Origin of the sequence: Nocardioides jiangxiensis (assembly GCF_030580915.1) — a bacterium.
Classification (GTDB): Bacteria; Actinomycetota; Actinomycetes; order Propionibacteriales; family Nocardioidaceae; genus Nocardioides; species Nocardioides jiangxiensis.
Genome location: NZ_JAUQTA010000001.1, coordinates 687,242 through 705,177, shown reverse-complemented (window position 1 = coordinate 705,177; position 17,936 = coordinate 687,242). Strand labels below are relative to the sequence as shown.

Here is a 17,936-nt window from a genome sequence, read left to right as displayed (position 1 = left end):
ACTGTCCAGACGTTCTGCACTGATTCGCTGGTTGCGATTCGGTCACGGGCCGGGCCGCAGTGGTGCGTGGGGAACAATGGCGGCGTACGGCGTGTTGGCCCGGTCCGCACGTCGCTGACGTTTTTCCGACCCGAGGAGCCTTGCGTGTCCATCCCCGCACTCGTGGAGCCGGCAGCCGAGCTGACCGTCGACGAGGTCCGCCGCTACAGCCGCCACCTGATCATCCCCGACGTCGGCATGATCGGCCAGAAGCGCCTGAAGAACGCGAAGGTCCTCGTCATCGGCGCGGGTGGCCTCGGCTCCCCGGCGCTCATGTACCTCGCCGCCGCGGGCGTCGGCACCATCGGCATCGTCGAGTTCGACGAGGTCGACGAGTCCAACCTGCAGCGCCAGATCATCCACGGCCAGTCCGACGTCGGCCGCCCGAAGGCGGTCTCGGCGCAGGAGTCGGTCCAGGAGATCAACCCGCTGGTCAACGTCGTCGTCCACGGCGAGCGCCTCGACAACGACAACGTCTACGCGATCTTCGAGGGCTACGACCTGATCGTCGACGGCACCGACAACTTCGCCACGCGCTACATGGTCAACGACGCGGCGTACTTCCTGGGCATCCCGTACGTCTGGGGCTCGATCTACCGCTTCGACGGCCAGGCCTCCGTGTACGCCGCGGGCCTGCGCAACTCCGACGACCCGGCGATGCGCGAGGCCGCCGCCGAGGCGCCGTGCTACCGCTGCCTCTACCCGGAGCCGCCGCCGCCGGGCATGGTCCCGTCCTGCGCCGAGGGTGGCGTCCTCGGTGTCCTCTGCGCCTCGATCGGCTCGATCCAGGTCAACGAGGCCATCAAGATGCTGACCGGCATGGGCGACCCGCTCGTCGGCAAGCTGATGATCTACGACGCGCTCGAGATGGAGTACCGCAAGCTGAAGGTCCGTCGCGACCCCAACTGCGCGCTCTGCGGCGAGAACGCCACGGTCACCGAGCTCATCGACTACGACTCGTTCTGCGGCGCCATCTCCGAGGAGGCCGCGGACGCGTCGGCCGGCTCGACGATCTCGGTCCACCAGCTCAAGCAGTGGCTCGAGGACCGTGACGACATCTTCCTCGTCGACGTCCGCGAGCAGGTCGAGTGGGACATCAACCGGATCCCCGGCGCGACCCTGATCCCGAAGGGTGACTTCCTCAACGGCTCCGCCCTGGAGAAGATCCCGGCGGTCGACTCCGGCAAGCAGGTCGTCCTCCACTGCAAGTCGGGCGTCCGCTCGGCCGAGGTGCTCGCGATCCTCAAGGGCGCGGGCTACTCCGACGCCGTCCACGTGGGCGGTGGCGTCGTGGCCTGGGTCAACCAGATCGACCCGTCGCAGCCGTCGTACTGACGGAGCGACCGCAGCACAAGCTGCCGCGAAGGCGCGGCACGCGGGGTACGTTGCCCCTCGTGCCGCGCCTTCGTCTTCTCGCCGTCCCGGTCCTGCTCGCCGTCGTCGCCCCGGGGATGCAGGCCGGCGGTGCGCAGGCCGCGTCGCGCTGGGCTCCCGCGTCGACGGCGACGATCCACCCCGGCGTGCAGATGTTCACCGACGGTGCGCAGTGCACGGCCAACTTCGTCTTCACCGACGACGCCCGCCGCGTGTACGTCGGCTACGCGGCGCACTGCGCGGCCACTGGTGGCTCCAGCGACACCGACGGCTGCGCCACCCGCAGCCTGGCTCTCGGCACGCCGGTCCGCTTCGGCACCGGCGCGGGGCTCCTCACGTCGGGCACGACCACCGGCTCGGGCCGCCTCGCCTACAGCTCGTGGCGCACCATGCAGGCGCGCCACGAGACGAACACCATCCGGTGCGCCTACAACGACTTCGCGCTGGTCCGCGTCGACGCCGGCTCGGTCGGCAAGGTGAACCCGTCGATGCCGGTGACCGGGGGTCCGGTCGCGCTGGACACCGACGGTGTGCCGGTCGGCAGCACGGTCTACACCTACGGGGCCTCCAGCATGACGCTCGGTGGCGGCGGCTCGGCCCGGACCGCGCGCAAGACGGCGACCGAGGGCCGCGGCTGGGAGCACGTCGTCCGTGGTGGCACCGGGATCCCGGGCGACTCCGGATCGGGTTACCTCGGTCCCGACGGGCGTGCTGCCGGTGTGCTCTCGACGCTCGCCTTCGGCCTCACCGGCACCAGCAACGGCGTCGGTGACCTGGCCCACGAGCTCGCCTTCGCCCAGGCGCACTCCGGCATCGCCGGCCTCCGGCTGGTTCCCGGCACGGTGCGCTTCCACCCCGCGTGACGGCGGTGGGCCTGCTCCCGGCGGACGGATCTGCCGGCCGTGTCTGACAGGGTGGGACACGTGCTCGACACCGCGCCCACCTACCGCCTCGTCCCGCCGTCGTCCGGCGGATCCGCGGTGCTGCTCGACGAGGCGCAGCAGCGGGTCGTCGACCACGCGGGCGGGCCGCTGCTGGTCCTGGCCGGGCCGGGCACCGGCAAGACGACGACGCTGGTCGAGGCGATCGCGACGCGCATCGAGCGCGACGGGGTCTCGCCCGGGTCGATCCTCGCGCTGACCTTCTCGCGCAAGGCGGCGGAGCAGCTGCGCGACCGCGTCACGGCCCGCATCGGGCGCACCACGACGGCGACGATGTGCTCGACGTTCCACTCCTTCGCCTACGGGCTGATCCGCGCCCACGCGCCCAAGGAGCTCTACGACGCTCCGCTGCGCCTGCTGTCGGCACCCGAGCAGGACGTGGTGCTGCGCGAGCTGCTGGCCGACCACCCCGAGTCGGTGCGGTGGCCGGACTCCCTGCGTGGTGCCCTCGGCACGCGGGGCTTCGCGCGTGAGGTGCAGGCGGTGCTCGGCCGTGCCCGCGAGAAGGGGCTGGCGCCCGACGACCTCGCCGCGCTCGGCCGCGACCACGGGCTGCCCGCGTTCGTGGCGGCGGGTGCGTTCCTGGAGCAGTACCTCACGATCCTCGACGCGCAGGGCGCCACCGACTACGCCGACCTGATCCGGCGCGCGACGATCGAGGCCGAGGCGCACCGCGCGGAGCTCCGCGAGCGCTTCACCCACGTCTTCGTCGACGAGTACCAGGACACCGACCCCGGCCAGGTCGCGCTGCTGCAGGCCCTGGCCGGCGACGGCCGTTCGCTGACCGTCGTCGGCGACCCGCACCAGTCGATCTACGCCTTCCGCGGCGCTGAGGTGCGCGGGATCCTCGAGTTCCCGACGGCGTTCCCCCAGGCCTCGGGAGAGCCGGCCGAGGTCATCGCCCTGGCCACGACACGTCGCTTCGGTCCGCGGCTGCTGCGCGCCAGCCAGGCTGTCGCCAGTCGGCTCTCGCTCCAGGGATCGATCCCCGTCGAGGCACGCGAGGCGTTCCTCGCTCCGCGGGCGCTGCCGGGCCCGTTCGGGGACGGGCAGGTCGAGGTCCGCACGTTCGACAGCGAGCGCGCCGAGGCCGAGCACCTCGCCGACCTGCTGCGACGGGCCCACCTCGAGGACGGCATCGGCTGGGACGAGATGGCCGTTCTGGTCCGCTCGGGACGGTCCTCGATCCCGGCGCTGCGCCGCTCCCTCGGGGCGGCAGGGGTGCCGGTCGAGGTCGCCTCCGACGACCTGCCGCTGGTCCGCGACCCGGCCGTCCTGCCGCTGCTCGACGCCCTGCGCGCGGTGGTCCACCTCGACGACCGGGACCCGGAGTCTGTCGAGCACGTCGGGGCCGCGCGCGCGGAGGCACTGCTGACCGGCCCGCTCGGCGGCCTCGACGCCGGCGACGCGCGCCGGCTCGCCCGGGCCCTGCGTGCGCGCGAGAAGGCCATGGCTGCGGAGGCGGGCCGCCCTGCGCGCTCCTCCCGTGAGCTGATCCGGCTCGCCGTCGTCGAGCCCGGCTTCCTCGACGGGCTCGCCGTTCCCGAGGCAGCGCGCGCCCGAGCGCTCTCCGACCTGCTGGTGACCGCCCGTGCGCAGACCGTCGCGGGAGCGACCGCCGAGGAGGTCCTCTGGACCCTGTGGGACGGCACGGCCTGGCCCGCGCGCCTGCGGCGTGGCGTCGAGGCCGGTGGCGGCTCGGCCCGTCGGGCCCATCGCGACCTCGACGCCATCTGCGCGCTCTTCGAGGCCGCCGCGCGCGTGGAGGAGCAGCGCGACCACACCGGCGTGGCGACGTTCCTCAGCACCCTGGTCGCACAGGAGATCCCGGGCGACACGATGGCGGAGCGGGGCGTGCGCGGAGCCGCCGTGCGGCTCCTCACCGCCCACCGGTCCAAGGGGCTGGAGTGGCGCCTGGTCGTGGTCGCCCACGTGCAGGAGGACGGCTGGCCGGACCTGCGGCGCCGTTCCTCGCTGCTCGGTGCCGACCTGATCGGCGCCGACCCCTCCGGTGCGCCCGTGCTGCAGCCGCCCGTCACGACGCGTGAGCTGCTCATGGAGGAGAGGCGGCTCTTCTACGTCGCGTGCACGCGTGCGCAGCAGCGGCTGGTCGTCACGGCCGTGCAGTCGAGCGACGACGAGGGCGAGCAGCCCTCGCGCTTCCTCACCGACCTGTTCCCGCTCGACGTCGTGCGCGAGCGTCGTGACTCGCTGCCGATCCACCACCTGTCCGGCCGACCCCGGCGGCCGCTCTCCCTCGGCGGCATGGTCGCCGAGCTGCGTCGCATGGTCGCCGACCCGGAGGCGCCCGAGCCGCTGCGCGACGCCGCGGCCCGGAGGCTGGCCCGGCTCGCGGCCGAGGGCGTCGCGCTGGCCGACCCGTCGAGCTGGTGGGGCACCCGCGCCGCGTCGTTCAGCAGCCAGCCCGTGCGTGAGAGCGACCAGCCGGTGCCGGTCTCGGCGAGCATGCTCGAGAGCGTGCTCGCCTGTCCGATGGCGTGGTTCCTGGAGCGCGAGGCCGGCGGTGCAGGCGCCTCCCACCAGTCGGCCAACCTCGGGCAGCTCGTCCACGCGCTTGCCGAGGGCGTGGCCGCCGGTGACCTGACGCCCGACCTCGAGGTGCTGATGGAGCACGTCGACGCGGTGTGGGGCCGCCTCGCCTTCCGCACTCCCTGGTCGGCGGCGCGTGAGCACGAGCGGGTCCGCAACGCGCTGGTGAAGTTCCTGGCATGGCACGCGGGCAACCCGCGTGAGCTGCTCGGCACCGAGGTGCGGTTCTCGGCCGAGGTCGAGATCGCCGATGGCGAGCGGGTGCGCCTCACCGGCTACGCCGACCGGCTCGAGCTGGATGCCGCCGGGCGCGTGGTGGTCGTCGACCTCAAGACCGGGCGCAGCAAGCCCACCGGTCCGGCGGTCGAGCGCCACACGCAGCTCGCCCTCTACCAGTACGCCGTCGACGCCGGCGCGATCGAGGGCGTCACGGCCGGTTCGGGCGGTGCCGAGCTCGTGCAGCTCGGGCTCGAGGACGGCCTCCCGGAGGCGCAGGTGCAGCGGCAGGCGCAGCATGCCCCCGACGGGCCTGAGCGGTCGCGGCTGCGGGAGCACCTGGCCTACACCGCCACGCTGGTCCGCGACGAGCAGTTCCCCGCGCTGACCGGCCAGCACTGTGACCGCTGCGCGTTCACCGCGATCTGTCCTGCGAAGTCGGCCGGATCGGTGGTGACCCGATGAACGGTCCTCACCTGCGGATCGAGACGCCGGAGGACCTGCAGCGCCTCATGCGCACCGACTACGCGCCGAGCGCCCAGCAGTGGCAGGCGATCTCGGCGCCGCTGGAGCCGGCGGTCGTGATCGCGGGCGCCGGCTCCGGCAAGACCACCCTGATGGCAGCGCGGGTGGTCTACCTGGTCGCGACCGGGCAGGTGCGGCCGGAGGAGGTGCTCGGCCTGACCTTCACCACCAAGGCGGCGGCCGAGCTGCGGGTGCGCATCCGCGAGGCGCTGGAGCGCGCGGGCGTGATGGAGCCGGTGATCGGCGCCGACGGCGAGCCCGAGGACGTCCTCGAGCCGACCGTCGCGACCTACAACGCCTATGCGTCGACGCTGCTGGCCGACCACGGCCTGCGCATGGGCCACGAGCCCGACACCCGGGTCATCACCGACGCGGCCCGCTACCAGCTCGGTGCCCGCGTCGTCGACCGCTACACCGGCGACGTCCGGCTGCTCTCCGACCACCCGCCGACTGTCATCCAGGGCCTGCTCGCGCTCGACGGCGCGATGACCGAGCACCTGGTCGGCCCCGACGACGTGCGGCGGGTCGACGCCCGGGCGTGGGAGGGGTTCGGCCAGGCCCTCGCGCGGGCCCAGGCCGACCTCGCCGACGGCAAGCGGGTCAAGACCCACGTCGACGCCCTGGCCGGGGTGCTCAACGTGATCGAGCGCCGTGGCGAGCTGCTCGGCCTCGTCGCGTCGTACCGCAGGCTCAAGCGCGACCTCGGCCTGATGGACTTCGCCGACCAGATCGAGCTCGGTGCGCGCCTCGCGGTCGAGCAGCCCGAGGTCGGGGAGATCGAGCGGGCGCGCTTCAAGGTCGTCCTCCTCGACGAGTACCAGGACACCTCCGTCGCCCAGGCGATCATGCTGAGCCGCCTCTTCGGCGAGGCGCACCCGGTCACGGCGGTCGGTGACCCCAACCAGGCGATCTACGGCTGGCGCGGAGCGTCGGTCTCCAACATCCTCAACTTCGCCGACGCCTTTCCCGCGATCACGGGGCCGTCCGGGGTCAGGGTCCACCCGCTGACGGTCAACCGCCGTTCCGAGCGGCGGATCCTCGACGTCGCCAACCGGCTCGCCCAGCCGCTGCTGGAGAAGTTCGCGCAGGTCGCGCCGCTCGAGGCTCCCGAGAGCGCGGGCGAGGGCACGGTCGAGGCGCGCACCTTCGCGACGTACGCCGACGAGCTGGCGTGGCTGGCCGCCGAGGTCGCCGCGGCACACACGGGGGAGAAGCACGGCCGCTGGTCCGACATCGGTGTGCTCGTGCGCGACAACGCCCACGCGGCCGACGTCTTCGATGCGCTGACCGGGGCAGGCATCCCGGTCGAGATCGTCGGCCTCTCCGGCCTGCTGCGCCTGCCCGAGGTCGCCGAGATCGTCGCGACCCTGCACCTGCTCCACGACGTCACCGCCAACGCTGCGCTGTTGACGCTGCTGACCGGGCCGCGGTGGGCCATCGGCGCCCGTGACCTCAAGCTCCTCGGCCAGCGGGCCGCGGAGATCGCCGGGCGCGGTGGACGCCAGGAGGCCGCGGGCATCGACCAGCAGCTCACCGAGATCGCCGACGGTGTCGACCCCGCCGAGGTCGCCTCCCTCGGCGATGCGCTCGACGACCCCGGTGACCTCCCGTACAGCCCGGAGGCCCGGGAGCGGTTCGCGCTGCTGTCGGCCGAGCTCCGGCTGCTGCGCATGCACGCCTCCGACCCGCTGCTCGACGTCGTCCGCCGGATCATCGACGCCTCGGGGGTCGACGTCGAGCTCGCTGCGGCGGTGAGTCCGGCTGCTGCTGCGCGGCGTGACAACCTCGACCTGTTCGTGAAGGCCGTCGCCGACTTCCAGGCGGTCGACGGCGACGTCTCGCTCGCGGCGTTGCTCGCCTACCTCACGGCCGAGGACGACCAGGGCAACGGCCTCGACGTCGCGACGCCGACCGAGGCCGACTCGGTGAAGCTGCTGACCGTGCACCGCTCCAAGGGCCTGGAGTGGGAGACGGTCTTCTGCGTGGGCGTCTGCGAGACCCGCTTCCCGTCCAACCGCTCCCGCACCCTGTGGACCTCGTCGCCCTCTGTCCTCCCGGCGGAGCTGCGGGGTGACGCGGTCGACCAGCCGATGCTGGACGGCTGGGACAAGAAGGCGCTCGACGCCTACCGGGAAGCCACCCGTGCGCACGGCGCCGAGGAGGAGCTCCGGCTCGGCTACGTCGCCTTCACCCGGGCTGCGCAGCGGCTCGTGGTCAGCTCCTACCAGTGGGGCGCGCGCAAGACACCGTACGGCCCGTCGGCGTACCAGCGGGTGGTGCGCGACGCGCTCGTCGAGTGGGGCATCCCGCCGGAGGGCTGGCTCGACGTCCCCGCGAAGGGGGAGACCAACCCCCTGGACGAGGTCGACCCGAGTGTCGCCTGGCCGCTGACCGGCGTCGGCCGTGAGGCGCAGCTGCGTCGCGAGGCCGCCGCCCGTGTGCGTGGCGTGGACCTCGCCGCGCCCGAGGACGACGTCGACCTCGTGCACGCGGCCGTCGTCCAGGAGTGGGACGCCGAGCTCGACCGGCTGATCGCCGAGGCCCGCGCCGAGCGATCCACCGAGATCGCCGTGCCGATGCCGTCGTCGCTGTCGGCCACCTCCCTGGCGCGGCTTCGCGACGACCCGACGTCCTTCGCCCGTGACCTGGCCCGGCCGATGCCGCGCAAGCCGTCGGCGGCGGCCCGCTTCGGCACCCGCTTCCACGCCTGGGTCGAGGCGCGGTTCGGGCAGCAGCAGCTGATCGGCCTCGACGAGCTGCCGGGTGCCGGAGACGCCGAGATCGACGAGGCCGAGCTGCGCGAGCTGGTCGCGGCGTTCGAGGCGGGGGAGTTCGCCGACCGCGTGCCGGTTGCCGTGGAGCCGCCGTTCGCGCTGGTCCTCGGGGCGGACGGCACCGGTCAGGTCGTGCGCGGCCGCATCGACGCGGTCTACGCCGAGCCCGACGGCGGCTTCCTCGTCATCGACTGGAAGACGAGCAAGGCCGAGACCGCCGATCCCCTCCAGCTGGCGGTCTACCGGCTGGCCTGGGCCGAGCTGATGGGGGTGCCCGTCGAGGCCGTGCGTGCGGCGTTCCACTACGTGCGGACCGGCCACACCGTCGTCCACGACGACCTGCCGGGCCGCGACGCGCTGGAGTCCCTGCTCCGGCCGTGACCGCGGCTGCCATGATCGAGACGTGACAGAGCAGACCACGCCCGCGGCACCCGGCCTGACCAGCCACGACCGCCTCGGCCACCTCCGCGGTGACATGGCCCGGCTCGACGAGCTGTGGTCCGACCCAGCGACGCGGGTCCTGGTGGTCAGCGGCGGCCTCATGCTCGGGCGCGACGACGCGCCGGCGTGGATGGCGTCGGCCGAGGCCCAGGCGCACGGCGAGGGGACCCGGATCCTGCTCGGCGACCACGAGGGGGTGCACTACTTCGCGCTCCATGTGCGGCACCGCGACGACGCGCTCGCCTGGGTGGGCATGCGTGAGATCGGCCGGCACTTCCTCGTCGACGGCTGGGACACCCGGCTCGTCTTCCACGCCCTCGGCATGTCGGAGTGGCTCAGCCGCACGCGCTTCTGCGCCCGCTGCGGCGGCGAGCTGCGGCCGGAGATGGCCGGTCACGTGCTGCGGTGCCAGAGCTGCCAGCGCGAGCACTTCCCGCGCATCGAGCCGGCCGTGATCATGCTGATCACCGACGGGGAGCCCGGCACCGACCAGGAGCGCTGCCTCCTCGGCAGCGGGCTGAAGTGGGGCCCGACGCGCTTCTCGACGCTGGCTGGCTTCGCGGAGCCGGGGGAGTCGCTCGAGGACGCCGTACGCCGCGAGGTGCGCGAGGAGTCGGGCGTCGAGGTGGGTGAGGTGACGTGGTTCGGAAGTCAGGCGTGGCCGTTCCCGAGCTCGCTGATGCTCGGGTTCTTCGGGCGCGCGACGTCGACTGCGATCACGATCGACCCCGCAGAGATCGCCGACGCCCGGTGGTTCACCCGGGCGGAGCTGCGTGAGCAGGCGGAGTCCGGGGAGATCGCGCTGCCCGGCCGCGGCATCTCGATCTCCCGCAGCCTCATCGAGGCCTGGTACGGCGGCGAGCTGCCCGGCAGCTGGTGATCAGTTCAGCTCGGAGAGCTTCGCCTTCACCTGGGCGAGCGAGGGGTTCGTGTGCGCCGAGCCGTCGGCGTACACGAGGGTGGGGACGGTCTGGTTGCCGCCGTTGACCTGCATGACGAGGAACGCCGCGTCCTCGTTCTTCTCGATGTCGACGACCTGGTAGGCGATTCCCTCACGGTCGAGCTGGCTCTTGAGGCGGTGGCAGTAGCCGCACCAGGTGGTGCTGTACATCGTGATCGGGCTCATGGGTTTCCTCGCGGGCCGGGGGAGAGACGTGCGTTCAACGGTGCCAGGCACCGGGCGCATTCCCGGCATCGAGGTGTCGGTGGCCACGTCTAGGCTTGCGCGCATGCTTCGATCCGACCTGGGTGGCGACCTGCTCGCGGGACTCGACCCCGAGCAGCGCCGTGTCGCCGAGGCGCTGCGGGGGCCGGTGCAGGTTCTCGCCGGCGCCGGCACGGGCAAGACGCGGGCGATCACGCACCGGATCGCCCACGGCGTCGCCGAGGGCGTCTACCAGCCGACCGAGGTCCTGGCTGTCACGTTCACCACCCGCGCGGCGGGTGAGATGCGCACACGCCTGCGCGACCTGGGTGCGCCGGGGGTTCAGGCGCGCACCTTCCATGCCGCGGCGCTGCGCCAGCTGCGCTACTTCTGGCCCGCCATCCACGGCACCGAGCTGCCGACGCTCACGGAGTCGAAGCTGGGCCTGATGGCACAGGCAGTGCGGCGCCTGCGCATCGGCTCCGACCAGGGCATGCTCCGCGACCTGGCCAGCGAGGTCGAGTGGGCCAAGGTCAGCAACGTCAGCCCCGACGACTACGCCCTCGTCGCGCCGCGGCGCGGCCGCGAGGTCAACGGCGCCGACGCCTCCACCGTCGCCCACGTCTACGGCTCCTACGAGGAGGTGAAGCGGGCGGCCGGGCGCATGGACATGGAGGACGTGCTGCTCCTGACGGCAGGCCTCCTCGCCGAGGACGAGCGCGTGGCCGCGCAGGTCCGGCGGCAGTACAAGTTCTTCGTTGTCGACGAGTTCCAGGACGTCTCGCCGCTCCAGTCGACGCTCCTCGACCTGTGGCTCGGCGGCCGTGACGAGATCTGCGTGGTCGGTGACCCGGCCCAGACCATCTACAGCTTCGCCGGCGCCGACGCGGACTTCCTGCGCCGCTTCCCGCAGCGCTACGAGGGCACCACCAAGGTCGAGCTGGTCCGCAACTACCGCTCCACCCCCGAGGTCGTCGCTGCGGCCAACGGCCTGCTCGCGGGCACCAGCTCGCGCGGCGTCGACCTGCGCGCGCAGCGTCCGTCCGGTGCTGCGGTCCGCTACCTGGAGTACGACGACGAGGTCGCCGAGGCCGAGGCCGTCGCCGCCGAGATCGCCAGGCTGGTCGCCGATGGCACGCCGGTCAGCGAGATCGCGGTCCTGTTCCGCATCAACGCCCAGTCCGAGGCCTTCGAGGACGCGCTGGCGGCACGCAACGTGCCGTACGTGATCCGTGGTGCCGCGCGCTTCTTCGACCGCCCGGAGGTGCGCCAGGCGATCACGCTGCTGCGCGGCACCGCCCGGTCCGAGGGTGATCCCGACGATCTCGTGGGTGCGGTGACCGGCACGCTCGCCGGCCTGGGCTGGTCGCCCGAGCCGCCGGCCGCACGCGGCGCCGCCCGCGACCGCTGGGAGTCGCTGCAGGCGCTGGTGTCGCAGGCAGAGGCCTACGCGACGGAGCATCCCGGCAAGCTCGGTGCCTTCGTCGACGACCTCGACCGGCGCGCGGCCGAGCAGCACGCCCCGGTCGCGGGCGGAGTGACCCTGGCGACGATGCACGCGGCCAAGGGTCTCGAGTGGGACGCCGTCTTCGTCTGTGGCGTGCAGGAGGGGTCGCTCCCGATCACGTTCGCGAAGACGCCGGCCGAGATCGAGGAGGAGCGGCGTCTCCTCTACGTCGGCCTGACCCGGGCCCGGCTGCACCTGCGGGTGAGCTGGGCCGCGGCGCGCAACCCCGGCCAGCGCCGCAGCCGCAAGCCCTCGCGGTTCCTCGACGGCCTGCGACCGGAGGCCTCCTCGAGCTTCAACCGCCCGAGCGTCAGCGGTGCCCGCCGTGCGCAGCACTGCCGCACGTGTGGCAAGCCGCTCTCGAGCGCGGGGGAGCGCAAGACCGGTCGCTGCGACGGTTGCCCCGCCGCCTACGACGAGGCGCTCTTCGACCGCCTCAAGGAGTGGCGCCTGGAGCGGGCCAGCGAGGCCAAGGTCCCGGCGTACGTCGTCTTCACCGACAAGACTCTCGAGCTGATCGCCGAGCACCGGCCCGACGGCCCGGGTGCGCTGCTGCGCATCGCCGGCATCGGGGCGAAGAAGGCGGAGCAGTACGGCGAGGACGTCCTCGCCATCGTCGCCGAGAGCTGACCCGAGCCGCGACAGCGGCGATTGGCAGGATGTCGACGACATTCGTCAATAAATGGTTTGCCCATGACAAGCGCGGCACGTTACGGTCGTCATCACAGACGACCGCAACGTCGTCAGCCCCATTCGCACCCGAGACACCGAAGGAGGTGGACCCCATGGAGATCACGACGATCACGACGATCACGACGGCGCCGTACGCCGTCGCTGCTGCCGTCGCGCAGCCGCGCCTCGCCATGCCGTCCGCCGCTGCCTTCGGTGGCACCCGTGTCTGGTCGGCCGACAAGCGCAACCAGAAGCACGTGGCCGTTGTCGGCAACGTCCCGGGTCTTCCGGTCTGGAGTCCACCTCACTGCTGAGCACGTGCAGGCGCCACTCCAGGCCGCGGAACCCGAAACCCGGGATCCGCGGCCTTTTCGTTTTCCCAACCAATTCCGGACCCACCGGTCCACACCCAGGAGGTGAACACAGATGACCACCAGCGTTCTCGAGCGCAGCATCGCATCCGGTGCCACCGAAGGATTCCCGTGTCACGCGAATGACCCGGAGCTCTTCTTCGCCGAGCTGCCGAGCGATGTCGAGTACGCCAAGGCCCTCTGTCAGTCCTGCCCGATCCAGGCAGCCTGCCTGGCCGGCGCACTCGAGCGGCGTGAGCCGTGGGGCGTGTGGGGCGGTGAGCTCTTCCTCCAGGGAGTGGTGATCCCCCGCAAGCGGCCCCGTGGCCGTCCGCGCAAGGACGCGGTGGCGGCGTGACCCGCCCGACCGCGTCCTCCCTCCCCACCCGAAACCTGAACGGAGCACCCACCATGTACATCCAGACGGAGATCCTCGCGCGTGAGCTGATCGCCGCGCGCCTGGCCGAGGCAGAACGCATCCGCCGCCGGCGCTTCCTGACCCAGGCTGCCCGCCTGAGCCGGGCCGCCGAGCGCGCTGCGTACGACGCACGCCTCGCCCTCGGTCGCGTCGGCCGCTGAGCCGACGCAGGGACCCCCGGAGCCGTCACGCGGTCCTGCTGTTGCTGCTGCAACCGCAGGCCGCGTGGCGGCTCCACTGCGTCCGGGGGAGCGTGAGCGCCGGGTCCACGTCGATCACCGTCGACCAGGTCGCCGGCGGCAGGACGTCGGCCCAGCGGCTGAGGTCGCGGGCGAGCAGGGCCACCCCGAGGGCGACGAGGTCGGCGGGCACGGGCGTCGGCAGGCCCCAGAGCGTGTGGGGCGGGCCAGTGTGCTGCTCGAGCACCAGGGCGTGGCGCGGGTCGCGCTCGGAGGCGTGGGCGTCGATGCACCGCTGGCATGCGGTGAGGCCGGGATGCACGAACGGCCCCACCCGCACGTGTCCCTCGCTGAGCACCAGGGACAGGTGGGGCACGTCGTCGCGGACGAGGCCGTCCAGCACGGAACGGTCGGGCTCGCCCTCGGACACGACGGCGACGACGTCGAGCCGCCCGTGCGCCCCGACGGTCATGCCGCCGAGGCACAGGAGCTCGCGGAGCTGGTCGACGGCTGCGTGGAGGCCCCGGCTGATCAGGCCCACCTGCACCTGTCGTCGTGCGGCGAGCCGGGAGGCCCCGGCGTCACCCGCCTCGGAGACCAGCGCCGACCGAGCCCCCGCGGCCGCCCCGTCCGTGCCGTCCAGCGCGCGGCACCACAGGTCGGCATCGACCACCATGTCGTGGTCGAGCAGTGCGCGGCACGCCTGCACGGCAGCTGGTTCGAGGAAGGCGGGATGAGCGGGCGGCCGGCCGTCGTCGAGGCCCGCGAGCAGCAGATGAACCGCCGGATGGTCGGGCAGGACCACGGCCCTGGCGGTGGAGAGGCCGACCTGGAGCTGGGAGGCTGACCGCCGCACGACCCGGACGCCGGGCCGCAGGGCCGCGCGGGCGGGAAATCCAGGATGACGTGCGAGAGGGTCGGTCGGCTCCATGCGTCGCAGGCTGGCACGCGCGGCGGCAGGGCGTCGTACCTCCTCCACAGGGCTGGCCGGCCCGGGCATGACACGACCCCCGGTCCACGAGGGACCGGGGGTCGAAGTCAGTGTGCGGCAGTGCCGCGTGCCGGACTCAGGCCTTGCCGAGGATCCGGTTCAGGTTGGTCGAGCAGACCGGGCAGACGGCCTTGGCCATCTTGGTGCCCTTCTCGTTGACACGGATCTCGCCCGTGGCCTCGCGCTTCTCCTTGCACTTCACGCAGTAGAACTCGCCGCTCCAGGTCTCCGCCATGACGGCCTCCTTGCTTCTGTATCACTTGGTCGTCGCGACGGGGAGGATGGGGAAGCCCGCCGGGGCTGCGCACACCGGGAAGTACGCGCAACCACCGTGACCCTAGACCACGCCTGAGCGTGAATGTGGGAGGCGCCACGCCGTAGGGTGCCGCCATGTCCTCCGCGCCTGAGAGCCCTGCCCACCTCCGGATCGAGCGCCCGGTCGACGGTGTCGTCCTGCTCACCCTCGACAACCCCGACCAGATGAACGCGATGTCGGACGAGATGACCGCTTCGTGGGCCGCGGCCATCGCCGCCCTGAAGGCCGACGCGACGGTGCGCTGCGTCGTCGTCACCGGTGCCGGTCGGGCCTTCTCGGCGGGTGGCAACACCACGTGGCTCGCGGAGAGTGGCGCCCTGCCCACGCCTGCCCTCCGGGACCAGATGCTCGGCTTCTACCGGACCTGGCTGGCGATCCGCGACCTCGAGGTGCCGACGATCGCGGCGGTCAACGGGGCGGCGGTCGGCGCCGGCCTCGGCATCGCCCTCGCCTGCGACATGCGGTACGCCGCTGCCGGCGCCAAGCTCGGTGCCTCGTTCGTGAAGCTCGGCCTGCACCCGGGCATGGGCATCTCCTACCTCCTGCCGGAGGTCGTCGGCGACGCGGCGGCGCGCGACCTGCTGCTCACCGGCCGCCTGGTCGACGCCGGCGAGGCCCTGCGCCTCGGTCTCGTCTCGCGCGTCGTCGAGCGCGAGGGCTTCCTCGACGAGGTGCTCGCCACCGCCGCTCAGGTCGCGGCCAACGCGCCCCTGGCGACGCGCTACACGAAGGTCACGCTGCGGCGCCAGCGCACCTCGCTCGACGAGACCCTGCAGGTGGAGGCGCTCGCGCAGCCGATCACGTTCGGCACCGAGGACCTCCAGGAGGGCATCGCCGCGGTGCAGGCCAAGCGTGCTCCGGAGTTCACCGGTCGCTGAGGTCACGAAGGCCGACTCCCACAGACAGCGGAGGCCCCCGGATCTCACGCCTGCCGCGCCTGCCTTCCCCTTGCCTGCGCGGCGGCGGAGCCCGGAGGCCTCGCGTGGTTCCGACGCTAGGAGCGATGTGTGCGTCGGTCAACATTCTGGCGGGGACTGCTGCCCACAGCCTGTGGACAACGATGTGGACAACCTGTTGAACGGATGCGATTGACTGTGGAACGGCTCGGGATGAGCCTGTGGGCGACACGCGCGGGCTGCGTCGTCCGCGCCGTACCGACCAGCGGGAACGCCGTTCCCCAGCCTGTGGAGGAGAAGAAGTGAGCGCTCCCCAGCCGTACGCCGGAGGGCCCGTCGCCGCGCTGCGCCGGATCGCGTTCCTCCTCGAGCGCGGCCGCGAGGACTCCTACAAGGTCAAGGCGTTCCGTTCCGCTGCATCGACGCTGCTGCCGCTGCCCGCGGACGACGTCGCCTCGCTGGCGGCCACCGGCTCACTCACGACGCTGCCGGGCGTCGGCGCGAGCTCCGCGAAGGTGATCGAGGCTGCCGTCCGCGGGGAGATGCCCGAGCGGCTCGCCGACCTCGAGGCGCGCCACGGGGGTCCGCTGGTCACCGGGGGAGAGGCGCTCATGCGGCAGGTCCGCGGTGACCTGCACAGCCACTCGGACTGGTCGGACGGCGGTTCGCCGATCGAGGAGATGGCGGTCACCGCGATGGAGCTCGGCCGGGAGTACCAGGTGCTGACCGACCACTCGCCACGCCTCCGAGTGGCCAACGGGCTCTCGGCGGAGCGCCTGGCCCGCCAGCTCGACGTGGTCGACGCCGTCAACGCGCACCTGGGTGGGGCCTTCACGCTGCTCAAGGGCATCGAGGTCGACATCCTGGACGACGGGCGCCTCGACCAGACCGACGAGATGCTGGCCCGTCTCGACGTTCGCGTGGCGAGCGTGCACTCCAAGCTCGCCATGGACCGCGACGCGATGACGCGCCGCATGGTCAACGCGGTGCGCAACCCGTTCACGAACGTGCTGGGCCACTGCACGGGACGCCTGGTCATGGGCAACCGGGGCACGCGCCCCCAGTCGGCGTTCGACGCCCGGGCGGTCTTCGAGGCATGCGCGGAGGAGGGCGTCGCCGTCGAGATCAACGCCCGCCCCGAGCGGCGCGACCCGCCCACGAAGCTGCTCGAGCTGGCTCGCGACATCGGCTGCGTCTTCTCGATCGACTCCGACGCCCACGCGCCGGGTCAGCTCGACTTCCTGGCGTACGGCGCTGCCCGTGCCGAGGCGGCCGGGATCGACGCGGACCGCATCGTGACCACGTGGCCCGTCGAACGGCTGCTGGAGTGGGCTGCGCCACGTTTCGTGCTCTGAGCGCTACTGTGCCCGTCCATGGGCACTCCCGAGGTCGAGGTACGCCGCTCCAAGCAGCGTCGTCGCACCATCGCCGCGCGCCTCGAGGGCAACCGGGTCATCGTGATGGTCCCGTCGAGCCTGTCGAAGGCGCAGGAGAAGCTCGAGGTCGAGCGGATCGTGAAGCGGCTGCTCAGCCGCACCGAGCGGGCGAAGCGCTCCACGGACGCCGACCTCATGCGGCGGGCGAAGCAGCTCTCCGACACCTACCTCGGGGGCCTGGCGAAACCGGACTCGGTGCGCTGGGTGAGCAACCAGCGCTCCCGATGGGGCTCCTGCACGCCGGGGGAACGCACCATCCGCCTCTCCGACCGCCTCCACGACATGCCGCGGTGGGTCGTCGACTACGTGCTCGTGCACGAGCTGGCGCACCTGATCGAGTCCGGCCACACCGACGAGTTCTGGGCGTGGGTCTCGAACTACCCGCACGCGGAGAAGGCCAAGGGCTACCTCGAGGGCTTCTCCGCCGGTGCGCGCCTGGACGCCGGCGACGACGGTGATGCCGAGGACGACGGGGAGGACGGGGACGACGACCGCGGCTGATCCCGTCGCCGGTCCGCCGCTGGTCCCGTGCCTGTGGAGGACCGCTCGCGTTCGTACGCGGTTCGCGCCACCGTCGGCGTGTGCGCGACCGCGAAGCCGACCCGTTCCTGAGGATCAACTCACCCCGCTACGTCGACATCGTCACCGACGGCGTGGTGGAGATGCCGCGCGAGTGCGGCGTCGACGCCGTCACGATGCGTGCCCTGGCGGCGTGGATGAAGGTCACGCCGTCCGCCCTCTCCCACCGGGCCGGGTGGCCCGACACGCTCCTGCTCATCGTCGAAGGCCTCGGGCGGCGATGGATCGCCTGGAGCACGCATGCGCTCGCGCACGGCGGGCAACCGGCCCTGCCCCGGACGGTGCTGGAACGCCACGGGGTCCGCGTCTGGGCGGTCGTGCGCGAGCTCGCCGCGACGGCGGCGGTGCAGGGGCACCGTGATGCCCTCGAGAGGTGGCACTGGTTCGGGGACCACGAGGCGGAGCTGGTGCTGGAGTGGTGGCGCGCTGCGGGGCGGCCCGAGGCGGAGCTCGCCGCCTTCCGGGCGCTCATCGACGGGACCCGTCTTGCGCTGGCGTTCGACCCGGCGCTGCGCGTGGCCGATGCGGAGTGCCTCTTCCGCGACCTCACCATCCGTTGAGGTCTGCTCAACACCCGTTGAGGTCGCG

At 72.6% G+C, this 17,936-nt stretch carries 16 protein-coding genes; 13 read left to right on the top strand and 3 right to left on the bottom strand.

From position 1 onward, the window contains the following. Positions 1–144 precede the first annotated feature (144 nt). Genes moeZ through nudC form a run of 5 tightly spaced genes read left to right on the top strand, consistent with a single transcriptional unit; the run spans position 145 to position 9,740 of the window. Positions 145–1,374, top strand: a complete 1,230-nt coding sequence (gene moeZ, locus Q5722_RS03550; protein WP_305026837.1) for an adenylyltransferase/sulfurtransferase MoeZ — start codon at positions 145–147, stop codon at positions 1,372–1,374. Between the two features lie 59 nt (positions 1,375–1,433). Continuing rightward, positions 1,434–2,276, top strand: a complete 843-nt coding sequence (locus Q5722_RS03545; RefSeq protein ID WP_305026836.1) for a hypothetical protein — start codon at positions 1,434–1,436, stop codon at positions 2,274–2,276. Positions 2,277–2,315: 39 nt separating this feature from the next. After that, positions 2,316–5,585: an ATP-dependent helicase gene (locus tag Q5722_RS03540; protein ID WP_305026835.1), complete on the top strand. Its 3,270-nt coding sequence runs from the start codon at positions 2,316–2,318 to the stop codon at positions 5,583–5,585. Next, positions 5,582–8,800, top strand: a complete 3,219-nt coding sequence (locus tag Q5722_RS03535; RefSeq protein ID WP_305026834.1) for an ATP-dependent helicase — start codon at positions 5,582–5,584, stop codon at positions 8,798–8,800. The genes Q5722_RS03540 and Q5722_RS03535 overlap by 4 nt, the downstream gene beginning before the upstream one ends. 22 nt (positions 8,801–8,822) lie before the next feature. Beyond that, positions 8,823–9,740, top strand: coding sequence for an NAD(+) diphosphatase (gene nudC / locus Q5722_RS03530; RefSeq protein ID WP_305026833.1), 918 nt, complete (start codon positions 8,823–8,825; stop codon positions 9,738–9,740). On the opposite strand, the gene Q5722_RS03525 is transcribed toward nudC, so the two are convergent. Further along, on the bottom strand, positions 9,741–9,986 hold the full coding sequence (locus tag Q5722_RS03525; protein WP_305026832.1) for a mycoredoxin: 246 nt from the start codon (positions 9,984–9,986) through the stop codon (positions 9,741–9,743). It lies immediately after the preceding gene. A gap of 103 nt (positions 9,987–10,089) precedes the next feature. Here Q5722_RS03525 and Q5722_RS03520 point away from each other — a divergent pair, with 103 nt between their 5' ends. The 4 genes from Q5722_RS03520 to Q5722_RS03505 all read left to right on the top strand — a co-directional run bounded on the left by Q5722_RS03520 (position 10,090) and on the right by Q5722_RS03505 (position 13,112). Next, positions 10,090–12,141 carry an ATP-dependent DNA helicase UvrD2 gene (locus Q5722_RS03520; protein WP_305026831.1) on the top strand — a complete coding sequence of 684 codons (2,052 nt, stop codon included), beginning with the start codon at positions 10,090–10,092 and terminating at the stop codon, positions 12,139–12,141. A 155-nt stretch (positions 12,142–12,296) separates the two neighbouring features. Beyond that, positions 12,297–12,497 (top strand): hypothetical protein, encoded by a 201-nt coding sequence (locus tag Q5722_RS03515; protein WP_305026830.1) that lies wholly within the window; start codon positions 12,297–12,299, stop codon positions 12,495–12,497. Between the two features lie 112 nt (positions 12,498–12,609). Continuing rightward, positions 12,610–12,891, top strand: coding sequence for a WhiB family transcriptional regulator (locus Q5722_RS03510; protein ID WP_305026829.1), 282 nt, complete (start codon positions 12,610–12,612; stop codon positions 12,889–12,891). Next, positions 12,888–13,112: a putative WhiB-interacting protein gene (locus Q5722_RS03505; protein ID WP_500797203.1), complete on the top strand. Its 225-nt coding sequence runs from the start codon at positions 12,888–12,890 to the stop codon at positions 13,110–13,112. Before Q5722_RS03510 ends, Q5722_RS03505 begins: the two co-directional genes overlap by 4 nt. A 25-nt stretch (positions 13,113–13,137) precedes the next feature. Here Q5722_RS03505 and Q5722_RS03500 read toward each other — a convergent pair whose 3' ends face one another. Together Q5722_RS03500 and Q5722_RS03495 are read right to left on the bottom strand one after the other, a co-directional pair. Next, positions 13,138–13,986, bottom strand: coding sequence for a hypothetical protein (locus Q5722_RS03500; RefSeq protein WP_305026827.1), 849 nt, complete (start codon positions 13,984–13,986; stop codon positions 13,138–13,140). Between the two features lie 211 nt (positions 13,987–14,197). Then, on the bottom strand, positions 14,198–14,356 hold the full coding sequence (locus Q5722_RS03495) for a DUF5679 domain-containing protein (RefSeq protein WP_165872837.1): 159 nt from the start codon (positions 14,354–14,356) through the stop codon (positions 14,198–14,200). Between the two features lie 155 nt (positions 14,357–14,511). On the opposite strand from Q5722_RS03495, the gene Q5722_RS03490 reads away from it, so the two are divergent. The 4 genes from Q5722_RS03490 to Q5722_RS03475 all read left to right on the top strand — a co-directional run bounded on the left by Q5722_RS03490 (position 14,512) and on the right by Q5722_RS03475 (position 17,908). Then, positions 14,512–15,315: an enoyl-CoA hydratase/isomerase family protein gene (locus Q5722_RS03490; protein WP_305026826.1), complete on the top strand. Its 804-nt coding sequence runs from the start codon at positions 14,512–14,514 to the stop codon at positions 15,313–15,315. Positions 15,316–15,635: 320 nt separating this feature from the next. Then, positions 15,636–16,688, top strand: coding sequence for a PHP domain-containing protein (locus tag Q5722_RS03485; RefSeq protein WP_305026825.1), 1,053 nt, complete (start codon positions 15,636–15,638; stop codon positions 16,686–16,688). An 18-nt stretch (positions 16,689–16,706) separates the two neighbouring features. Then, positions 16,707–17,270 carry a M48 metallopeptidase family protein gene (locus Q5722_RS03480; protein ID WP_305026824.1) on the top strand — a complete coding sequence of 188 codons (564 nt, stop codon included), beginning with the start codon at positions 16,707–16,709 and terminating at the stop codon, positions 17,268–17,270. 80 nt (positions 17,271–17,350) lie between these two features. Then, a complete protein-coding gene (locus Q5722_RS03475; protein ID WP_305026823.1) occupies positions 17,351–17,908 on the top strand; it encodes a hypothetical protein in 558 nt (185 codons plus the stop codon). Positions 17,909–17,936 lie beyond the last annotated feature (28 nt).